Genomic DNA, 20,507 nt, shown 5'->3' with positions numbered 1-20,507 from the left:
GGCTCTTTACACCGGCCCGAGGGCGGCGTCCGGAAGCCTCCGCGCACGGCGGAAGGGCCGCCCGGATCCGGGACACGGATCCGGGCGGCCCGCAGAAGCGGCGGTGCGCAGAGGGCACTCAGCAGATCACTGCCGTGCCGCACCCGTGTTGATCACGAACTGCGATCCGGGCTCGACCAGGACGTCTCCGTCGCGCGAACCGCTGATGGTCACGCCGGTGAGCGTCGCACTGCCCCGTGCGCCGCCCATGGCGAGAATGCCCGAGCCGTTGGTGGATCCGGAGATCGTCACATTGCTGACCTGCACGTCCGGCATCGCGCCGCCGCCGGTCTTGAACTGGATCCCGTCGTACGTCGAGTCCTGGATGTCGGTGTCACGGATCGTGACGCCGGGGATGTCGGAGCCCTGCGCGAACAGGGTGATGGCGCCGAACTCCTGGTCCTCGTTCCAGAACGCTCCGCCGGTGCGGTAGAGCCCGTTGTTCGCGATCAGGGTCTCCCCGGAGAAGGGCACCGGGTCGTGGTCGGTGGCCAGCATGATGCCGGGGTAGTTCATGGTGTCGTACACCAGGTTGTTCTCGATCTTGTTGCCGTAACCGCCGTAGACGGCGATCCCGTTGGCACGCCAGGGCAGCTGCACGGTGTTGTTGCTGAAGACGTTGTCGTGGCCGATGTCCGCGGCGGGGTCCTTGACGTACTTGCTCGCCCACACCGCCAGTGCGTCGTCCCCGGTGTTGCGGAAGGACGAGTCGGTGACCGAGGAGTTGTGGGTCCCGTTGGTGAAGTTGATGCCGTCCGCGTAGGTGTTGCGGATGCGCATCCCGGTGAACTCGAGTCCGTCACCCGGCCCCCACAGCTCCGGGATGTTGCTGTAGTCGCGGCCGACCCAGGTGGCGACGTTGGCGTGCTCGATCCACACGTTGCTGATCTTGGTGTTCTTGCCGAAGCGGCCGTTGAGACCGACGCCGCCCTCGGCGTTGCCGTCACCGCCCCGGATGGTGCCGGAGCCGAAGATCGCGATGTCCGAGATCTGGGTGTTGTCGTCGATGTCGAAGCCGAAGTTGCCCTCGTGCGGGTGGTTGATGCCGCCCGCGTCCTGCGGCGCGGTGAGGGTGTAGAGCTGCGAGTGCCACATGCCGGCGCCGCGGATCGTGACGTCGCGGATCCCGACCTGGTTGTACTGCCCGCGGTCCTGCGGGTCGTCGGTGAGGATCTTCTGCTCCTGCCGCCACTGCCCGGCAGGGATCCACACACAGTCGATCTCACCGTTCTGGTCGGCGGTGACGGCGTCCTGGATCGCGTCCGTGTCGTCGTTCCCGTCGTCCGGGACCGCGCCGTACTCGGTGATCGAGGTGCACTCGGCGGGCTTGCTCGCGGGCGGCGCCACCTGCTCCAGGTCGACCAGGTCGACGACGTAGTACGCGGCGTCGTCACCGGCGTCGCGCTGAAGCCGGAAGGTGGTCCCCTCGGGGTAGGTCTTGTCGAGCAGTGCGTGCGACTCGTCGAACAGCCGCCGCGCGTCACCGCCGGGGCTGTTCGTCAGGCCTTCCGGCTGGTCCGTGTTGCCGTACAGCCAGCTGTGCCTGGACGACAGGTCCAGCTTCTGCACGAAGGCACCGTCGGCGTAGAGGCTCAGGGTCTTCTCCTGGCCGCCGCCGCCCGGAGCGTCGGGGATGGAGTTGCGGACGACGATGGAGTTGGTGCTGCCGGTCGAGGTGAACTCCACGTACTGGCCCGTGGAGTCGAGGCGTACCGACTTGCGCCCCGAGGACTCGGTGGCGAAGTTGGTGTGCCCGAAGGTGCGCGTGGCGTCCGTCTCCAGCAGGGTGCCGTCGTACGTGCCGGCCTCCGCCTCGTACTCCGCGTAGGGGGCAGAGGCGCCCCGGTCGGCCGCGGCGGCGGACGTCTCGGGGGCCACCGGTCCCGCGTGGGCGGCGGCCGGCAGCAGCCAGGTGGCGGTCAGTGCGGCGCCGAGCGTGAGGGCGATGCTCCGCCGGCTCCAGTCTCTCCTTGTCACAGCGTTCCTCTCGATGTGGGGGGATGTGGGATCCATGGGGGGATACAGAAGGGTGCAGGAAGTGGATGAGGCGCAGAGGGGGCCCGGGGAATGCGCCTGGCCCGCTCGCTCCCGCCAGGGTCTTTCGTTTGGATCAGGCCGGATCAGGGAGCGGGGCCCGGTGCGTGCGGCTGCAAGGCGGAGGAGGGAGTCGGATGGGGTCTCCCTGCTCGAGCGATGTCGAGAGCTTGGGGGAGCGCGTGCCGGGGCCCGCGAGCCCGGCATGATCCGAACGAGAGGCCCTAGTTGCCGCTGCCCGGCTCGGGCCATGCCGAGCAGTCGTCCCAGGTGCTGTCCCAGCCGGAGTTGCCGCCGCCGTCGGTGAGCGTGAAGGTGCCCGAGCCCTCGGGGTAGGCGCAGTTGTAGACACCGGCCGCGCCGACCCCGGTAGCGGTGACGTTCGACATCGTCACCGCTCCGGGCGTCTCGGCCTGGACGACGACTGTGCCGACCCCGTCCACGGCCGAACCGTCGACGGTGACGTTCTTGACGGCGTTGCCCGTACCGCCGCCCGAGACGAACTCGTAGGCGCTGTAGGGGCTGTCCTTGATGGTGGTGCCGGTGATGTTGACGTTCGCCTCGATGGCACTGTCGTAGGCGTCCACGCGCAGCGCACCCATCGGGTGGCCCCAGTTGGGGTTGAGGGCTCCCGTGCGTACGAGGGTGTTCCCGGAGACCGTGATGGTGCCGCCCAGCGGGAAGAACGGGTCGGCGAACTTCTGGTTGGAGATGGCGATGCCGCTGCCCAGCGCGTTGGTGTCGCTGATCAGGTTGTCCTTGACGGTGATGTCGCTGCCGCCGTAGATGGCGATGCCGTTCGCCAGGTTGGGCTGGGAGATGGTGTTGTTCGCGAAGGTGGAGCCGGTGTCGGCGGCGTTCAGCGACCACATCGCGAGGGAGTCGTCGCCCTGGTTGCGCAGGAAGTTGCCGCGCACCTGCACGCCGTGGGCGTTGCCGTTGAGGTTGAGGCCGTCGGCGGTGGTGTCGAGGATCCGGTTGTTCTCGACGACCAGGTTGTCGTTGTTGCCGGTCAGCCAGAGCCCGACCTTGAGGTGCTGCAGCCACATGCCGCTGACCAGGGAGCCGGGGCCGAGGGAGCCGTTGACGAAGTTGTCCGGGTTGCTGTCGACCCGCTCGGTGACCTCGCCGATGACCGCGAAGTCCTTGATGGTGACCTGGCCGGCGGAGTTGCTCTGGTTGATGAACCGCGAGGCGTGCACGACCGAGTGCCAGCTGCCGGCGCCCTGGATCGTGACGTTCTCGACCCCGCTCAGCTCGGAGTCCAGTTTGAAGTCACCCGCCGGGATCCACACCGTGCCGCCGGCCGCCTTCGCCTCGGTGATCGCCTCGCGGAAGGCCTGCGTGGAGTCCTGCTGACCGGTGGCGTCGGCGCCCTTGTCGACGACGGAGACCGCGCCGGACGGTGCGGCGGCGGGCGCGGCGACCTGCTCGAAGTCGGCGACGTCGACGGTGACCTCGGTGGCGGCGGCCTCCAGCCTCACCTTGTCACCCGCCGCCAGGTCGCGGCCCAGCAGGAGGCGTGCGTTGTCGAAGAGGTGGTGCGTCTTGGCGCCGACGATCCAGGGGGTGTCGACGTAGCTGTACTTGGAGGTGACCGGCAGGGACGCGTCGAGCTTCGTGCCGTTGACGTAGACGGCGAGTGAACCGCTCTGCCCGTCGGGCACGCTGTACGCGACGTTCACGGCGTTGGCCGCGCCGTCGAGGGTGAACTCCACGCTCTGCCCGCTGCTCAGGCGTACCGCCTGCCGGCCGGACGCCTCGGAGGCGAGGGTGCCCTGGGTGTGGTCGGGGCCGATCTTCTGGCCGGTGGTGGCGGCGGACTCCGCCTCGGCGGAGGTGAAGGGAAGGGTGGCGCCCGATACGGCGGCCGCCTCGGCCGCTGCCGGGGCCGGAGCCGGCCGGGCGGAGGCCTGACCGGTGACGCCGACGACCGTGCCCACGAGGGCGATCGCGACGGCGAGGACGTACGAATGACGCGTGGGGGCTGACATGCGCATGACACTCCGATTCTTGTGGGACTGCGCTTCCTCGTGGGGGAGGTGGGGGGAGAGGGAAGCGCCTGACACTCAAGCATCACGAACACATGAACACAAGATGTCGCTCAGATATTGAAAATTTTCGACAGCAAGGTGAAACAACCAACTGGCGCGGAGACGCAGGCCGAACGGAACCTGGCGCCGCACCCCTCCGCACCGGAGGACTCAGGACAGCGGCGGCGCCGGGGAGGGCCGTACCGGCCCACGAAAAACCGGCACCCCGCGCGTTCCGCGTGGTGCCGGCTGTCCTCTTCGGTCTCCGTCGAAAGCCCTCGTCACGGACGACAGGGGCAGGTGCTCACAGTCCGACGATGGAATTCCACTTCTTGGCGAACCCGGCGCGCTCCTCGGAGGTGATGTCACGGGCGATCGCCAGCCGCTTGCGCATGGCGTCGTCGGGGAAGATCAGCGGGTCCTCGGCGAGCGCGGCGGTCTCCTCGTCCTTGGAGGAGGCGAGCACCTCGCGCGCGGCCGGCACCGGGCAGACGTAGTTGACCCAGGTGGCGAGCTCGGCGGCGACCTCGGGCTCGTAGTAGAAGTCGACGAGCTTCTCCGCATTGCGCTTGTGGCGGGCGAGGTTGGGGATCATGAGCGATTCCGCCCAGAGCTCGGCACCCTCCTCCGGCACCACGAACTCGATCTCGGGGTTGTCCGCCTGGAGCTGGATGACATCGCCGGAGTAGGCCTGGCAGGCGAGCACGTCGCCGGTGGAGAGGTCCTTGATGTAGTCGTTGCCGGTGAAGCGGCGGATGTGCTTCGACCTCACCAGCTTCTCCACCTGGTCGCAGATCTCATGGAAGTCGTCGGCCGTCCAGCGGGTGATGTCGACGCCGTTGCCCTGCATCAGCAGCGCGAACGACTCGTCGAGCCCCGACAACAGCGTCACCTTGCCGCGCAGATCGTCCGCCCACAGATCGCTCGTGTGCTTGATCTCGCGGCCGAGCCTCTTGCGGTTGTATGCGATGCCGGTGATCCCGGACTGCCAGGGCACGCTGTGCGTCCGGCCCTTGTCGAAGGCGGGCGAGCGCAGTTGCGGGTCGAGGTACTTCGCCACGTTGGGCTGCTTGGCCCGGTCCATCTCCTGGACCCAGCCGAGCCGGACGAACCGCGCCGCCATCCAGTCGCTCATGACGATCAGATCGCGGCCGGTCTGCTGGTGGTTCATCAGGGCCGGGCTGATCTTCCCGAAGAACTCGTCGTTGTCGTTGATCTCCTCGGTGTACGTGACGGAGATCCCGGTCCGCTTGCTGAACGCGTCGAGGGTGGGCCGCTTCGACTCGTCCTCGTCGTCGGTGTCGATGTACAGCGGCCAGTTGGCGAAGTGCAGGGTGTGGTCGCCGGCGGAGTAGTCGCGTCCGGCCCGGTCACCCGGCTCCACGAAGGCGGCGGGCACTCCGCAGCCGGCCAGCGTGGCACCGGCCGCTCCCGCCCCGAGGGCGCGGAGCAGGGACCGGCGGGACATGGGGTGGTTCGGGATCGCTCGCACCTGCGCAGGATGCCGGTCCGCCGGTGCGGCGGGCAATGGACCAACCGTCCAGCGGTGCCCGCCCGCCGCGCACACCCTGTCGAGGGCGGACGGACCCTCCGGGCGCGGACACCGCCCCCGGAGACACGGATACGGCCCCCGGGCACTCGCACAGTGCGCCCGGGGGCCGTATCCGTGTCCATGGAGCGAGGCTCCGCCGACGGGTTTCAGCCGTCGAGCGAGGTCATGACGTGCTTGATGCGGGTGTAGTCCTCGAAGCCGTAGGCGGAGAGGTCCTTGCCGTAGCCGGACTTCTTGAATCCGCCGTGCGGCATCTCGGCGACGAGCGGGATGTGGGTGTTGATCCACACGCAGCCGAAGTCGAGGTTCTTGGACATCCGCATGGCGCGGGCGTGGTCCTTGGTCCACACCGAGGAGGCGAGGGCGTAGTCGACGCCGTTCGCCCACTCCAGCGCCTGGGCCTCGTCGGTGAACGACTGGACGGTGATGACCGGACCGAACACCTCGTTCTGGATGATCTCGTCGTCCTGCTTGAGGCCGGAGACGACGGTCGGCGCGTAGAAGTAGCCCTTGTCACCGACCCTGTGGCCGCCCGCCTCGACCTTGGCGTGGGCCGGGAGCCGCTCGATGAAGCCGCTGACCTGGGCGAGCTGGTTCGCGTTGTTGAGCGGGCCGTAGAGCACGTCCTCGTCGTCCGGCTGCCCGGTCTTCGTGTCGGCCGCCGCCTTGGCGAGCGCGGTGACGAACTCGTCGTGGATCGACTCGTGGACCAGGACGCGGGTCGCGGCCGTACAGTCCTGTCCGGCGTTGAAGTACCCGGCGACCGAGATGTCCTCGACGGCCTTCGCGATGTCGGTGTCCTCGAAGACGACGACGGGCGCCTTGCCGCCGAGCTCCAGGTGGACCCTCTTGACGTCCTTGGCCGCGGACTCGGCCACCTGCATGCCCGCCCGGACCGAACCCGTGATGGAGGCCATCGCCGGCGTCCGGTGCTCGACCATCGCGCGGCCGGTGTCACGGTCGCCGCAGATGACGTTGAAGACGCCCTTGGGCAGGATCTGCCCGATGATCTCGGCGATCAGCACGGTCGACGCCGGGGTGGTGTCGGACGGCTTGATGACGACGGTGTTGCCCGCGGCGAGGGCCGGGGCGAACTTCCAGACGGCCATCATCATCGGGTAGTTCCACGGCGCGACCTGCGCGCAGACCCCGACCGGCTCGCGGCGGACGATGGAGGTCAGACCCTCCATGTACTCGCCGGCCGAGCGGCCCTCCAGCAGCCGGGCGGCGCCCGCGAAGAAGCGGATCTGGTCCACCATCGGCGGAAGCTCTTCGCTGCGGGTCAGCCCGACCGGTTTGCCGGTGTTCTCGGACTCGGCCGCGATGAGGTCCTCGGCGCGCTCCTCGAAGGCGTCCGCGATCTTCAGCAGGGCGCGCTGCCGCTCGGCGGGCGTGGCGTCGCGCCAGGCGGGGAAGGCAGCGGCGGCGGCGTCCATGGCGGCATCGACATCGGCCTCGCCCGAGAGCGGCGAGGTCGCGTAGACCTCCTCCGTCACCGGGTTGACCACGTCGATGGTCCGCCCGTCGGCGGCGTCCCGGAACTCTCCGTTGATGTAGTTGCGCAGACGGCGCACCTCGGTGGTCACAACCACCCCTCCTGTCGACACGTCCAATGGGTGAGACATCCAGCCTAGTCGCATGGGTAACGGTTTCGACATACCCAACCGCCGTCAACTTCGGATTCGGTGAGATTAGAGCCCTTCAACAACGAATTTCATCGATTGAGGGTTGCGAGACGGACGAGTCCCGGTGCAGAGTGGCTCCGTGGCCAGTCGCAGCGCAGACTCCAGGACCGGGAACGGATCGTCCCCAGCGGTCGATGCCGTGTCCCTCGCAATCATCGAGCAGCTCCAGGAGGACGGGCGCCGTCCGTACGCCGCGATCGGCAAGGCCGTGGGCCTCTCCGAGGCGGCCGTGCGCCAGCGCGTACAGAAGCTGCTCGACCAGGGCGTGATGCAGATCGTCGCCGTCACGGACCCGCTCACCGTGGGGTTCCGGCGGCAGGCGATGGTCGGGATCAACGTCGAGGGCGACCTCGACCCCGTCGCGGAAGCCCTGTCGGCCATGGCCGAATGCGAGTACGTGGTGATGACCGCGGGCTCCTTCGACCTGATGGTGGAGATCGTCTGCGAGGACGACGACCACCTGCTGGAGACGATCAACAAACGCATCCGGGCCATTCCCGGTGTGCGCTCCACCGAGAGCTTCGTCTACCTCAAGCTCAAGAAGCAGACCTATATGTGGGGAACCCGATAGCCGTGAGCAAGGACCTCAGCCGGACCGCGTACGACCACCTGTGGATGCATTTCACCCGCATGTCGGACTACGAGAACGCGCCCGTTCCCACCATCGTGCGTGGCGAGGGCACCTACATCTACGACGACCAGGGCAAGCGCTACCTCGACGGCCTGTCCGGCCTGTTCGTGGTCAACGCCGGCCACGGCCGCCACGAGCTCGCCGAGGCCGCGTACAAGCAGGCCCAGGAGCTCGCCTTCTTCCCGGTGTGGTCCTACGCCCACCCGAAGGCCGTCGAGCTGGCCGAGCGCCTCGCCGACTACGCCCCGGGCGACCTCAACAAGGTCTTCTTCACCACCGGTGGCGGCGAGGCCGTCGAGACCGCCTGGAAGCTGGCCAAGCAGTACTTCAAGCTCAAGGGCAAGCCGACCAAGTACAAGGTCATCTCGCGCGCGGTCGCCTACCACGGCACCCCGCAGGGCGCCCTGTCCATCACCGGCCTGCCGGCCCTCAAGGCCCCCTTCGAGCCGCTGGTCCCCGGCGCGCACAAGGTGCCGAACACCAACATCTACCGCGCCCCGATCCACGGCGACGACCCGGAGGCCTTCGGCCGCTGGGCCGCCGACCAGATCGAGCAGGAGATCCTCTTCGAGGGCGCGGACACCGTCGCCGCCGTCTTCCTGGAGCCGGTGCAGAACGCCGGCGGCTGCTTCCCGCCGCCGCCCGGGTACTTCCAGCGGGTCCGCGAGATCTGCGACCAGTACGACGTGCTGCTCGTCTCCGACGAGGTCATCTGCGCCTTCGGCCGCCTCGGCACGATGTTCGCCTGCGACAAGTTCGGCTACGTGCCGGACATGATCACCTGCGCCAAGGGCATGACCTCGGGCTACTCCCCCATCGGTGCCTGCATCATCTCGGACAAGCTCGCCGAGCCGTTCTACGAGGGCGACAACACCTTCCTGCACGGCTACACCTTCGGCGGCCACCCGGTCTCCGCGGCGGTCGGCCTCGCCAACCTCGACATCTTCGAGCGCGAGGGCCTCAACCAGCACGTGCTCGACAACGAGAACGCCTTCTTCACCACGCTCCAGAAGCTGCACGACCTGCCGATCGTCGGCGACGTCCGCGGCAACGGCTTCTTCTACGGCATCGAGCTGGTGAAGGACAAGGTCACCAAGGAGACGTTCACCGACGAGGAGACCGAGCGCGTCCTGTACGGCTTCCTCTCCAAGGCGCTGTACGACAACGGCCTGTACTGCCGGGCCGACGACCGCGGCGACCCGGTCGTCCAGCTCGCCCCGCCGCTGGTCTCCGACCAGTCCACGTTCGACGAGATCGAGGGCATCCTGCGGTCCGTCCTCACGGAGGCCTGGACGAAGCTCTGACCCCAGGCCCGGGCAGGTTCCGAACGGGACGCCCGTTCGGCCCAGGCTTGACCACCGCTTGACCGTCCCGCGAGGGACCCTCCAGCGGTCATTTCATACGGTCCACGCGGCCCGGATGCGCCCATTCGAGTGGGAAGAAGCGCACCCGGGCCGCGTGCTGTGCGCACACCGTGACCGGAATCCTTACGGTGCCGAGTGACCGATCGGCCCCGCCTTCGTTCCCCCGTACGGGGGAACGGGATATCTGATCTGAACCGAGGTGTACGCCATGGTGGCCCCGCCGGACAACGACGTGATCTGGGCGCGTTCCCTGCAGCACTCCCACAACGGCTCACCCGCACTCGGCGGGGTCTCCCTGGGCATCCGCGACGGCGAGATCCTCGCGGTGACCGGCCCCCGCGGCAGTGGCAAGACGACCCTGCTGCACTGCCTCTCCGGCCAGCTCGTGCCCCAGCAGGGCGAGGTGTGGTTCAACAGCGTCCCCGTCCACACCATGGGCCCGCGGCTGCGCGAACGGCTGCGCCGGGACAAGTTCGGCTGGATCGCCCCCGAGCCCCAGCTCGTCCCCGAGCTGAACACCTGGGAGAACACCGCCCTGCCGCTGCTGCTGCGCGGCTCCTCGCACCGGGAGGCCAAGAAGGCCGCCATGGAGTGGCTGGAGCGCCTCGACATCGGCATGTGCGCCCGCAAGCGTCCGCACACCCTGCAGCAGAGCCAGCGGCAGCGGATCTCGGTGGCCCGCGCCCTGGCAGCCGCCCCCGCGGTGATCTTCGCCGACGAGCCGACCGCGACACTGCACCGCACCGACCGCGCCCATGTGCTGCGCACCCTGACCAGCGCGGCCCGCTCGCACGGCATCACGGTGGTGCTCGCCACCCACGACGCGGAGATCGCCGCACTCGCCGACCGCGTGGTGCCGCTGCTGGACGGACGCCGGGTCGCCACTGTCGCCCTGCCCGCCGAGGCCGATACGGAGGGCCGCGCGGCGTGCTCGCTCTCCGTCTAGCCCGCGGTTCCCATCCACTGGTCCTGATGCGGCGGCTGCTGGTCGCGGCCGCATCCGCCGGGGTCGGCTTCCTCCTGCTCTGCACGCTCGGCTACGCCTCGGGGCACCCGGCGCACTCCACGGGATCCGTGCTGCGGCTGCTGTGGTGCTTCGTGCCGCTGGCCGCCACGGTGCAGTTCGCGGTCGCGGTGGCGCGTACGGACCCGAGCACCCGGCCGCGCTCGGGGCTGTCCGCAGTGGGCCTCGGCCCGGTGCGGCTCAGCGTGCTCGCCGCAGTCTCCACCGCCGTCTCCTGCACGCTCGGCTCGATGGTGGCGCTGCTCTTCTTCCTGCATCTGCGCGGCGATCTGTCCGGAATGCCGTTCGACGGTGCGGCGGCCGGGCTGCTGGGCGCCGAGGCACCCCTGCCCCTGGCCGCCGTCCTCGTCCTGCTGACCCTGGTGCCCGCGGCCGCGGCGATCGCGAGCGCGCTGGCGCTGCGCACCAGGCCGGTGCGGGCCGCCGGCACCTCGGAGGACGCCGACGACCTGGTGCCCGAGGAGCGGATCCCGGCCCCGGCGGCGCCGCCGACCGGGCTGCCGTGGGGCGTCGCCCTGACGGCCGCCGGTCTCGCGGTCGAGGCGTACGCCAGTCGGGGCGCACCCGGCAGCCCCTTCCCGCTCCCCGGCAAGCTCGACTCCACACCCGCCTGGGTGCTCGTCGGATGGACCCTGACCGCAGTCGGCCTGGCCATGGCGGGTCCGGGCCTGACCCACCTGTCCGGACGGCTGCTCCAGGTGGTGCGCCCCGGCGCCGTACGCCTGCTGGCGGGCCGGGTCCTGATGGACGAGGCACGCCGGATCGGCCGCCCGCTGGGGGTCGTCTGCGCGGTCCTCTCCGCGGTCATCGCCGTCTTCGCGCTGTACGGGACCGGGCCGCGGCCCTTCGGCCCGCTCACCGCACTCGGCGCGCTGCTCGTCATCGGCTGCACCACCGCGACGCTGCTGACCTCCGCCCTGGAGGCGAAGCAGGCCCGCGCCGAGACGGCGCGGGCGCTGCTGCGGCTCGGCGCACCGGCCTCGGCGCTGCGTGCGGCGACCGCCCTGCGCGCGGCCGCGCTGCTGCTCGTGTTCGCCCCGCTGACCTGGGTGATCGCCGAGCTGGCCGCACTCCCGCTGACCGCCTGAACGGACCGGCCGAGGGGTGTCCCCGGCCGGTCCGTAGCATGACGGCGTGGAGACCTCCGACGACACCGACATCACCCCCGCACCCGGCACCGAGATCGAGTCGCTCGCCGAGTTCGACGCGGCGGTCGCCGCCGGTCCGCTGGCCGGACAGCGCGTCCAGTCCGTCGACCTGACGGAACGCAGCGCGGCCCTGCTGGCCACCGACGCGTCAGGCGCCGTCTTCTTCGGCTGCCGGATGGAACCCGCAGCGGCCGAGAAGGTGCGGGCCGAAGGCGCGTTCGTCTTCCCCCCGGTGCCGGGTCTCCCCTTCGACCCGTACCGCGGCCGGCTCTACTCCCCCGACACGCTCTACGACGGGCTGACGCGGGGCGGTTACGAGACGACGCCCGACGCCCGCGCCTACCGCTGGTTCCAGCGGACGCGCTCGGACGGCGACGCGTTCGCCTCGATGCTGCGCGCACTTCACGACGACGCGGTCTCGGACGCGCTGGACGAACTCCTCACCGGCGCCCGGGTGGTCGGCGTCATGGGCGGCCACGCGACACTCCGCGGCAGCGACTCGTACGCCGCCGCTGCCCGCCTCGGCAGGACCCTGGCCCGCAGCGGCCTGACGGTGGCCACGGGCGGCGGCCCGGGCGCGATGGAGGCGGCCAACCTGGGCGCCTACGCGGCTCCGCACCCCGACCCGATGCTGGACAAGGCCTGCGAACTCCTGGCCGCGGTCCCCTCGTTCACCCCTTCGGTCTCCGACTGGGCGCTGGCCGCGTTCGCGGTGCGCGAGCGGTGGCCGGACGGCGGCGGGTCCGTGGCGATCCCCACCTGGTTCTACGGCCACGAGCCGCCGAACCCGTTCGCCGACCACATCGCCAAGTACTTCGCCAACGCCCTGCGGGAGGACGGCCTGCTGGCCCGCTCGACCGCGGGCGTGATATTCCTGCCGGGAGCGGCCGGCACCGTGCAGGAGATCTTCGACAGCACCACCCCGAACTACTACGGATCGCGCGGCGAACCGTCGCCGATGGTGCTGGTGGGACGCGACCACTGGACACACGAGCTGCCCGCATGGCCCCTGCTCCGGGCACTCGCCGCGGGCCGGCCGATGGAGTCCCGTATCGCGCTCGTCGACTCGGTGGAGGAGGCGCCGGAGGCGCTCGCGCGGATGTCGGGGGCGTAGCGCCCTCGACCCGTCAGAAGACGGCAGGCAGCACGACGCTCTCCGCCGCGTCGAAGGTGACCCCGACTCGCGCGCCCTCGTCCGGCGTGCCGTTCAGCGGGCACTCCGCGTCCAGGACCGGGCCGTGCTCGGGGTGGAGCTTCACGGCGACGTGGTTGCCGCGGAAGGTCCGGGCGCCAACTGTGCAGCGCAGGCCGTCCTCCGGGGCGCCGATCCGGACGCCCACCGGGCGCACCAGCAGATCGCAGGCCCCCTGCGGCGATCCGGCGGGTACCGGCACCTTGCCCCAGTCCGTGTCGGCGGCCTCGCCGGTGACCGTCGCCTCCACCACGTTGTCGAAGCCGAGGAAGCGGGCGACGAACGCCGAGGCGGGACGCTGCCAGACCTCCAGGGGGGTGCCCACCTGGGCGATGCGTCCGTCGCGCATCACGACGACCCGGTCGGCCAGTGCGAAGGCCTCGCCCTGGTCGTGGGTGACGGCGAGCACGGTCGTGCCCAGGCGGGCGAAGAGGGTGCGGAGTTCGACGACGAGGCGTTCGCGCAGGCTGCGGTCGAGCTGGCCGAGCGGTTCGTCCAGCATCAGCAGTTTGGGCCGGGGCGCCAGCGCCCGGGCGAGGGCGACGCGCTGCTGCTCGCCGCCCGAGAGCGCGGCCACGGCGCGGCGTCCGGCGCCGGGAAGTCCCACCAGGTCCAGGAGTTCGGCGACCTTGTGCTGCTGCTCGCTCCGGCTCACGCCGTGCATCCGCAGCCCGAAGGCGACGTTGGCCCCGACGTCCCGGTGCGGGAACAGCTGGTGGTCCTGGAACATCAGGCCGAGTCCGCGCCGGTGCACCGGCACCCCGTCCTGGTCGGCGCCGTCGAGCAGCACCCGTCCGGCGTCGGTCTGCTGAAGGCCCGCGACCGCCCTCAGCAGAGTGGACTTGCCACTGCCGCTCGGCCCCAGCACGCAGACGATCTCGTGCTCGGCGACCTCCAGGTCCACCGCGTCGAGCGCCGGGCGGTCGCCGAAGCGCACGGTGACCGATTCGAGTGTCAGCATCCCTAGAACTCCCCGGATCGGTCGGTGCGGATACGTTCGAGCAGCAGCAGCGACACCGCGCACACCAGCATCAGAATGGTGCTGAGGGCCATCGCCTGCCCGTAGTTGAGCTCCCCGGACCGTCCCAGCAGCCGGGCGACGGCGACCGGGAGCGTGGGGTTGTCGGGCCGTGCGATGAACACCGTGGCGCCGAACTCGCCGAGTGACACGGCGAACGCGAAGCCCGCCGCGACCAGCAGTGCCCGGCGCACCAGCGGCAGGTCCACCTCGCGCCAGGCCCGCAGCGGCGAGGCGCCGAGGACCGCGGCCGCCTCGCGCAGCCGGCCGTCCACCGCTCTGAGGACCGGCAGCATGGTGCGTACGACGAAGGGCACGCCGACGAGCGCCTGGGCGAGCGGCACCAGGATCCAGGAGGTCCGCAGGTCCAGCGGCGGTTTGTCGAGGGTGATCAGGAAGCCGAAGCCGACGGTGACGGCGGAGACCCCGAGCGGCAGCATCAGCAGTGCGTCGAAGCCCCGGACGAGCCGGCCCGCCTTCCGGGTCAGGGCCGCCGCGGCCAGTCCCCCGACGACCAGCGCGATGAGGGTGGCGACCACGGCGTAACGCAGCGAGTTCCCGATCGCTTCGAGGGGCGCGACCAGGAACGTACCGCTGTTGCCCTCCGCCGATCCGAGCGCACGGTAGTACGCGAAGCCGTGGCCGCCGGACACGTCGAGCGACCGCTCCACCAGGACGGCGAGCGGCAGCAGGATCAGCACCAGGACGGTCAGCAGCACCCCGCCGAGCAGCGCCCACTGGCCCGCGCCGCGGGGCCTGCGGGCGGTCTGCGCCGGGTCGACGAGCTTCAGCGCGGTCTCCCGGCGCCGTACGGTCCACGCGTGCACGGCGAGGACGGCGCCCACGGCGACGAACTGCACCAGGGTCAGCACGGCGGCCGTCGGCAGGGCGAGCAGTTGCGCGGTCTGCCGGTAGATCTCCACTTCCAGCGTGGAGAAGCCGGGGCCGCCGAGGATCTGTACGACTCCGAAGGACGTGAAGGTGAAGAGGAAGACCATCAGCGCGGCGGCGGCCACGGCGGGGCCGAGCGCGGGGAGGGTGACCCGGCACCAGGCGGCGAACCGTCCGGCGCCCAGGACCCGCGCGGCCTCCTCCTGCCGCGGGTCGAGCTGCGACCAGAGGCCGCCGACGGTACGGACGACGACCGCGTAGTTGAAGAAGACATGGGCCAGCAGGATCGCCCACACCGTGGTGTCGAGCCGGACCCCCCACAGCTCGTCGAGGAAGCCGCCGCGGCCCAGCAGCGCGAGGAACGCGGTGCCGACGACGACGGTCGGCAGGACGAACGGCACCGTGACGACGGCCCGGAGCAGCTGCTTCCCGGGGAAGTCGAACCGGGCGAAGACGTACGCGCCCGGCAGGGCGATCAGCAGGGTCAGCGCGGTCGAGGCGAGCGCCTGCCAGAGGGTGAACCAGAGGACGTCCTGGATGTCGGACCGGCTCAGCACCTCGCCGATCCGTCCGAACTGCCACACCCCGCCGTCCTTGAGCCCGCGTCCGACGATCGCGACGACGGGGTAGGCGAAGAACAGCGCGAAGAACGCGACGGGCACGGCCATCAGACCGAGCCGCAGCGCGCCCCCGCGCAGCGACCGGGCGCGCGCGGCCTTCCCGCGCGCGCCCGGTCCGCGTACGGGAGTCTTCGCTACTTCACTACGAGCGAGGACCATGACTGGACCCACTGCTCACGGTTCTTGGCGATCGTGTCCGGGGCGACGGTCGTCGGCCGGTCGACCGTGGCGCCGAACTCCGTGAAGAGGTCCGGCACCTTCGCGCCCTTGGTGACCGGGCTGACGAACATGTTGAGCGGCATGTCCTCCTGGAACTTCTTGCCGATCAGGAAGTCCAGCAGGGCCTTGCCGCCCGCCTCGTTCTTCGCCCCGTCGAGCAGACCGGCGAACTCGATCTGCCGGAAGCACGTCCCGGTCGCGACGCCGGTCGGGGCGGTCTTCGGCTGCGGGTCCGCGTACAGCACCTCGACGGGCGGGCTGGACGCGTAGCTGACGACGAGCGGCCGGTCGGCCTTGGCCTTCTTGCCGCCCGCGGAGCCGGAGAACTCCTCGTTGTACGCCTGCTCCCAGCCGTCGACGACCTTGACGCCGTTGTCCTTCAGCTTCTTCCAGTAGTCCTGGTAGCCGTCCTCGCCGTAGGTGGCGACGGTGCCGAGGAGGAAGCCGAGGCCGGGCGAGGAGGTCGCGGCGTTCTCGGTGACGAGGAGGTTCTTGTACGCGGGCTTCGCGAGGTCGTCGAAGGTCTTCGGCGGCGCGAGCTTCTTGTCGGCGAAGTACTTCTTGTCGTAGTTGACGCAGATGTCGCCGGTGTCGACGGGCGTCACCCGGTGCTTCTCGGCGTCCAGCTGCACATCGGCCGCGACCTGGCCGATGCCCTTGGCGGCGTACGGCGTGAACAGGCCGTTGTCGAGGGCGCGGGAGAGCAGGGTGTTGTCGACGCCGAAGAACACGTCACCGCGGGGCGAGCCCTTGGTGAGGATCTCCTGGTTGAGGGCGGCGCCGGCGTCCCCGCTCTTCAGCACCTTGACGGTGTAGCCGGTCTCCCGGGTGAACTCCTTCAGTACGCCCTTGGAGGCGTTGAAGGAGTCGTGGCTGACGAGGGTGACGGTCTTGGAGCCGGAGCCCTTGGTGCCGCCCGAGCCGGTGCCGGCGGCCGAGTTGTCGGAGCTTCCGCATCCGGCGAGCGCGGTGGCTCCGAGCGCGGCGGCGACGGCCGTCACCGCGATCTTCCTGGTGGTGCTCATGTGATTCCTCCTGGGATGACCAGGAAGAGACGCGGCCCTGCCCGCGCCGGTGGAAACCGGATGCGGGCAGGGCGCAACAGCTTGAGTAAGGTCCGAACTTCCTACCCGGAATGACCCGGGCGAGGTTCAGAGGGTCTGCGGCCAACCTGTCCTTGGTGCCGCACTCTCAGCGCTGTGGCGCTCCCCTGTCGGAATATGAAGTTGGTTTCGAGCGGTGAACCTGTCTTTCCAGCCCAGGCTACACGCCCGATTTCGGCCTCAGCGCTCGGATGCCGCCAGCTGTCCGCAGGCCCCGTCGATCTCCTGGCCCCGGGTGTCCCGGACGGTCACCGGCACCCCGTGGGCGGCGATCGCCTCGACGAACGCCTTCTCGTCCTCGGGCCGCGAGGCGGTCCACTTCGAGCCGGGCGTCGGGTTCAGCGGGATGAGGTTGACGTGGACCCGCTTGCCCTTGAGGAGCCGGCCGAGCCGGTCACCCCGCCAGGCCTGGTCGTTGATGTCGCGGATCAGCGCGTACTCGATGGAGATGCGGCGGCCGGACTTCTCCGCGTACTCCCATGCGGCGTCCAGGACCTCGTTGACGTTCCACCGGGTGTTCACGGGCACGAGCGTGTCGCGCAGCTCGTCGTCCGGGGCGTGCAGCGAGACGGCGAGCCGGCACTTGAAGCCCTCGTCCGCGAAACGGAGCATCGCGGGCACGAGGCCGACGGTGGAGACGGTGATCCCGCGCTGCGAGAGGCCCAGCCCGTCCGGCTCGGGGTCGGTCAGCCGACGGATCGCGCCGACCACCCGGTTGTAGTTGGCGAGCGGTTCGCCCATGCCCATGAAGACGATGTTGGACAGCCGCGCCGGCCCGCCCGGGACCTCGCCGTCACGCAGCGCCCGCATGCCGTCCACGATCTGGTGGACGATCTCCGCGGTGGACAGGTTCCGGTCGAGCCCTGCCTGCCCGGTGGCGCAGAACGGACAGTTCATCCCGCAGCCGGCCTGCGAGGAGATGCACATCGTGACGCGCTCGGGGTAGCGCATCAGCACGGACTCGACGAGCGTCCCGTCGTGCAGCTTCCACAGCGTCTTGCGGGTGGTGTCCTCGTCACAGCTGATGTGCCGCACCACGGACATCAGATCGGGGAACATCGCCTCGGCGAGCTTGTCCCGCGATCCGGCCGGAATGTTGGTCCACTCCGCCGGGTCGTGCGCGTACCGCGCGAAGTAGTGCTGCGAGAGCTGCTGGGCGCGGAACGGCTTCTCGCCGATCGCGGCGACCGCTTCCTTGCGCTCGGCGGGCGTGAGGTCGGCGAGGTGCCGCGGCGGCTTCTTGGCTCCGCGGGGCGCGACGAAAGTGAGTTCTCCGGGCTTAGGCATGGTTCCTCCAGTGTCGCAGACACGCCACGGTCCTCGTGGCCGTCGCCTGCTCCGCCGGAGCCCCTACCGCTGCCGCGCACCGTCACAGGCCGGCAGTGCCCTGCGCGGGCCTGCCCCGACGCGCTCGAGGGCCGTCGAGGCAGGCCGCGCTTTCGTGATGGATCACACCGAAACGGACCCAAATTCCGGGCCGTCCACCAGGCCGCGATGCGTGGGAAATGCCGTCGCCTTCGGCGCATCCACGGAGAACAATCCAGGCATGGGGAGTGACATGTACGGATTCATCGAGTGCCGCTGGGATCGCTGGCTGGACGAGGAGGACCGCCGCTGGACGGCGGCCATCAGCCTCTCGCACCTCTACAACGGGCGCTCCTACGTCGGCTTCGGCGCCCTGTTCGGTGTCCGGGATACCACCTCGTTCCGTCCGTTGGCCGATCACCGAGGCCTGCCTCCCGACGCATCCCAGGAGGCCCGCGCCGATTTCGAACCCTGGTCCGACCTGCACGGCGCGTCGTGGATCACCTGGGCGGAGCTGCTGACGGCGGACTGGGAGGAGGCCGCGAACGAGGTCGATGCATGCGTTCACGAGTACCGCCGGAGGTCCGACGGGAGCTGGGAGATGCACGGTCAGAACACCGACCTCACCCGATTCGCCGAGCTGGCCGGCATCAACGACCCCCATGCCCTGTACCGGGCGGGCAGCATCCACCCCGAGGGCACCGAGTGGCCGGACGGCGACCGGCTCTTCCGTATCGGCCGTCTCCGGCGGAAGGATGCCGTTCCGGACAGCAACTGGGGGGCCGTGTGGTCGGTCATGCGCACGCTGGCGGGACTGCACGGCGACGAGGGTGTCCGCCTGGTCGTCTGGTTCGACTGACTGAGCCGGTCACCGAGCACGGGGCCGGGCGCCGCACACAGCAATGAGGGTCCGCTGCCCCGTGGGCAGCGGACCCTCACTCCCGAAGATCCGGAACGTACGTCTCAGCTGGAGCCGACGAAGATCACCAGCAGCAGCCACGCCACCGGCGCGGTCGGCAGCAGGGAGTCCAGCCGGTCCATGATTCCGCCGTGACCGGGCAGCAGCGTGCCCATGTCCTTGATGCCGAGGTCCCGCTTGATCATGGACTCGCCCAGGTCGCCGAGGGTGGCGCTGGCGGCGACCGCGAGGCCGAGCAGCAGGCCCTGCCACCAGGTGCCGTCGTCGATCAGGAACTGCATGCACAGCGCGCCGGCCACCATCGCGAAGGCCACGGCTCCGAACAGCCCCTCGCGCGTCTTTCCGGGGCTGATGCGCGGGGCGAGCTTGTGCTTGCCGAAGCGCCAGCCGACGGCGTACGCGCCCGTGTCGCTGACCACGGTCAGCAGCAGGAAGGTCAGGACCCGCTGGGGTCCGTCGTCGGCGGTCAGCAGCATGGCGACGAAGGTGGCCAGGAACGGCACGTAGAACGCGGCGAAGACTCCGGCCGTGACGTCCTTGAGGTAGCCGTCCGGCGGCTCGGTCATCCGCCAGACGAGTACCGCCAGGGCGGTCAGCGCCATGGCGATCCAGGCACCCTCCGCACCCCGCGCGTAACCGGCCACGACCATGGCCGCGCCACCGATCGCGAGCGGTACGAGGGGCGCCTTGATGCCCTTGCGCTCCTCCAGCCGGGAGGTCAGCTCCCACAGGCCCACGACGACGGCGACCACGATCACACCGACGAAGACGGCCTTGACGATGAAGAGCGAGGCGACGACGACGGCACCGAGCCCCACGCCGACCCCTATGGCGGCTCCCAGATCACGGCCCGCACGTTTCTTCTGCGGGGGCGGCGGCGCGGTGGACATGGGCTCCTGCGGCTTCTCGTCGCGGAACAGGGGGCCGCCGTTCAGGCGTCCGGCCCCCTGGTCCCGGTCATCACGGTCGTCAGCGTCTCTACCTGCGTCGGGAACGTCCGGCACGATGGGCATGGGCCGAGTGTGCTGGGCGCCATGCACATCGTATGCAGGACCCGCCGGAACGGCCCGCATCTCGGGCGCGGCCCGGTGGCCTGCGCCCTGCGGGGCGCCCCAGGAGGAGTCGTTCATCAGACTTCGAGCAGCTCGGCTTCCTTGTGCTTCAGCAGCTCGTCCACCTGCGCGACGTACTTCGCGGTGGTGTCGTCGAGCTCCTTCTCGGCGCGGCGCACCTCGTCCTCGCCCGACTCCTTGTCCTTGACCAGCTTGTCCAGGATTTCCTTGGCCTTGCGGCGGACGGCCCGGATCGAGATCTTGGAGTCCTCGGCCTTGGTCTTCGCGACCTTGATGTAGTCGCGACGGCGCTCTTCGGTGAGGTCGGGGAAGGTCACCCGGATGATATTGCCGTCGTTGCTCGGGTTGACGCCGAGGTCCGAGTCGCGGATGGCCTGCTCGATGTTGCGCAGCGCGCTCTTGTCGAACGGCGTCACGACGGCCATACGGGGCTCCGGCACCGAGAACGAGGCCAGCTGGTTGATCGGGGTCAGCGCGCCGTAGTAGTCGGCGACGATCTTGTTGAACATCGCCGGGTGCGCACGGCCGGTGCGGATCGCGGCGAAGTCCTCTTTCGCGACCACGACGGCCTTCTCCATCTTCTCCTCGGCCTCGAGGAGGGTTTCTTCGATCACCACGTGCTCCTGCGTGTCTTGAGTGGGCCCGGCGTGCTCGGGC

General features: G+C 70.0%; 16 protein-coding genes. 6 read left to right on the top strand and 10 right to left on the bottom strand.

Going from position 1 to position 20,507, the window contains the following annotated elements; all coding sequences use genetic code 11:
- Positions 1 to 126: 126 nt before the first annotated feature.
- From OG408_RS29010 to OG408_RS28995, 4 genes are all read right to left on the bottom strand, one after another.
- Entirely contained in the window at positions 127 to 2,052 is a 1,926-nt protein-coding gene (locus OG408_RS29010) for a glycosyl hydrolase family 28-related protein (protein ID WP_442806071.1), read from the bottom strand.
- 245 nt (positions 2,053 to 2,297) lie between these two features.
- Complete coding sequence (locus OG408_RS29005) at positions 2,298 to 4,073, bottom strand: glycosyl hydrolase family 28-related protein (protein WP_405405660.1); 1,776 nt, start codon at positions 4,071 to 4,073, stop codon at positions 2,298 to 2,300.
- A gap of 337 nt (positions 4,074 to 4,410) precedes the next feature.
- Complete coding sequence (locus OG408_RS29000) at positions 4,411 to 5,574, bottom strand: polyamine ABC transporter substrate-binding protein (protein ID WP_266786481.1); 1,164 nt, start codon at positions 5,572 to 5,574, stop codon at positions 4,411 to 4,413.
- 230 nt (positions 5,575 to 5,804) lie between these two features.
- Positions 5,805 to 7,244: a gamma-aminobutyraldehyde dehydrogenase gene (locus OG408_RS28995; RefSeq protein ID WP_266783466.1), complete on the bottom strand. Its 1,440-nt coding sequence runs from the start codon at positions 7,242 to 7,244 to the stop codon at positions 5,805 to 5,807.
- A gap of 178 nt (positions 7,245 to 7,422) precedes the next feature.
- Between OG408_RS28995 and OG408_RS28990 the strand changes: the two genes are divergently transcribed.
- From OG408_RS28990 to OG408_RS28970, 5 genes are all read left to right on the top strand, one after another.
- On the top strand, positions 7,423 to 7,914 hold the full coding sequence (locus OG408_RS28990) for an Lrp/AsnC family transcriptional regulator (RefSeq protein WP_030928325.1): 492 nt from the start codon (positions 7,423 to 7,425) through the stop codon (positions 7,912 to 7,914).
- Positions 7,899 to 9,278, top strand: a complete 1,380-nt coding sequence (locus tag OG408_RS28985; RefSeq protein WP_266783462.1) for an aspartate aminotransferase family protein — start codon at positions 7,899 to 7,901, stop codon at positions 9,276 to 9,278. The genes OG408_RS28990 and OG408_RS28985 overlap by 16 nt, the downstream gene beginning before the upstream one ends.
- Positions 9,279 to 9,546: 268 nt before the next feature.
- Positions 9,547 to 10,284 (top strand): ABC transporter ATP-binding protein, encoded by a 738-nt coding sequence (locus OG408_RS28980; RefSeq protein ID WP_266783460.1) that lies wholly within the window; start codon positions 9,547 to 9,549, stop codon positions 10,282 to 10,284.
- The gene (locus OG408_RS28975; RefSeq protein WP_285565690.1) at positions 10,266 to 11,450 is read left to right on the top strand and encodes a hypothetical protein; all 1,185 of its coding nucleotides are present in this window, start codon (positions 10,266 to 10,268) and stop codon (positions 11,448 to 11,450) included. Before OG408_RS28980 ends, OG408_RS28975 begins: the two co-directional genes overlap by 19 nt.
- A gap of 46 nt (positions 11,451 to 11,496) precedes the next feature.
- On the top strand, positions 11,497 to 12,624 hold the full coding sequence (locus tag OG408_RS28970) for an LOG family protein (RefSeq protein WP_285565692.1): 1,128 nt from the start codon (positions 11,497 to 11,499) through the stop codon (positions 12,622 to 12,624).
- 13 nt (positions 12,625 to 12,637) lie between these two features.
- Here the strand turns inward: OG408_RS28970 and OG408_RS28965 are convergent, their stop codons facing one another.
- The 4 genes from OG408_RS28965 to rlmN form a co-directional block, all read right to left on the bottom strand.
- A complete protein-coding gene (locus tag OG408_RS28965; protein ID WP_285565694.1) occupies positions 12,638 to 13,663 on the bottom strand; it encodes an ABC transporter ATP-binding protein in 1,026 nt (341 codons plus the stop codon).
- Positions 13,664 to 13,665: 2 nt separating this feature from the next.
- Positions 13,666 to 15,279, bottom strand: coding sequence for an ABC transporter permease (locus tag OG408_RS28960; protein WP_326674608.1), 1,614 nt, complete (start codon positions 15,277 to 15,279; stop codon positions 13,666 to 13,668).
- An 86-nt stretch (positions 15,280 to 15,365) separates the two neighbouring features.
- The gene (locus OG408_RS28955) at positions 15,366 to 16,475 is read right to left on the bottom strand and encodes a thiamine ABC transporter substrate-binding protein (RefSeq protein ID WP_326672781.1); all 1,110 of its coding nucleotides are present in this window, start codon (positions 16,473 to 16,475) and stop codon (positions 15,366 to 15,368) included.
- 258 nt (positions 16,476 to 16,733) lie between these two features.
- Complete coding sequence (gene rlmN, locus OG408_RS28950) at positions 16,734 to 17,840, bottom strand: 23S rRNA (adenine(2503)-C(2))-methyltransferase RlmN (RefSeq protein WP_266783442.1); 1,107 nt, start codon at positions 17,838 to 17,840, stop codon at positions 16,734 to 16,736.
- A gap of 259 nt (positions 17,841 to 18,099) precedes the next feature.
- Here rlmN and OG408_RS28945 point away from each other — a divergent pair, with 259 nt between their 5' ends.
- On the top strand, positions 18,100 to 18,717 hold the full coding sequence (locus tag OG408_RS28945) for a hypothetical protein (RefSeq protein WP_326672779.1): 618 nt from the start codon (positions 18,100 to 18,102) through the stop codon (positions 18,715 to 18,717).
- A gap of 104 nt (positions 18,718 to 18,821) precedes the next feature.
- On the opposite strand, the gene OG408_RS28940 is transcribed toward OG408_RS28945, so the two are convergent.
- Positions 18,822 to 19,907, bottom strand: a complete 1,086-nt coding sequence (locus tag OG408_RS28940) for a phosphatidate cytidylyltransferase (RefSeq protein ID WP_266783438.1) — start codon at positions 19,905 to 19,907, stop codon at positions 18,822 to 18,824.
- Entirely contained in the window at positions 19,907 to 20,464 is a 558-nt protein-coding gene (frr, locus tag OG408_RS28935; RefSeq protein ID WP_266783436.1) for a ribosome recycling factor, read from the bottom strand. Before frr ends, OG408_RS28940 begins: the two co-directional genes overlap by 1 nt.
- Positions 20,465 to 20,507 lie beyond the last annotated feature (43 nt).

The sequence above is a fragment of the Streptomyces sp. NBC_01257 genome (genome assembly GCF_035917255.1).
Lineage (GTDB): Bacteria > Actinomycetota > Actinomycetes > Streptomycetales > Streptomycetaceae > Streptomyces.
Note: the sequence above shows the minus strand (reverse complement) of the source record. Positions and strands in the feature narration are given on the sequence as shown.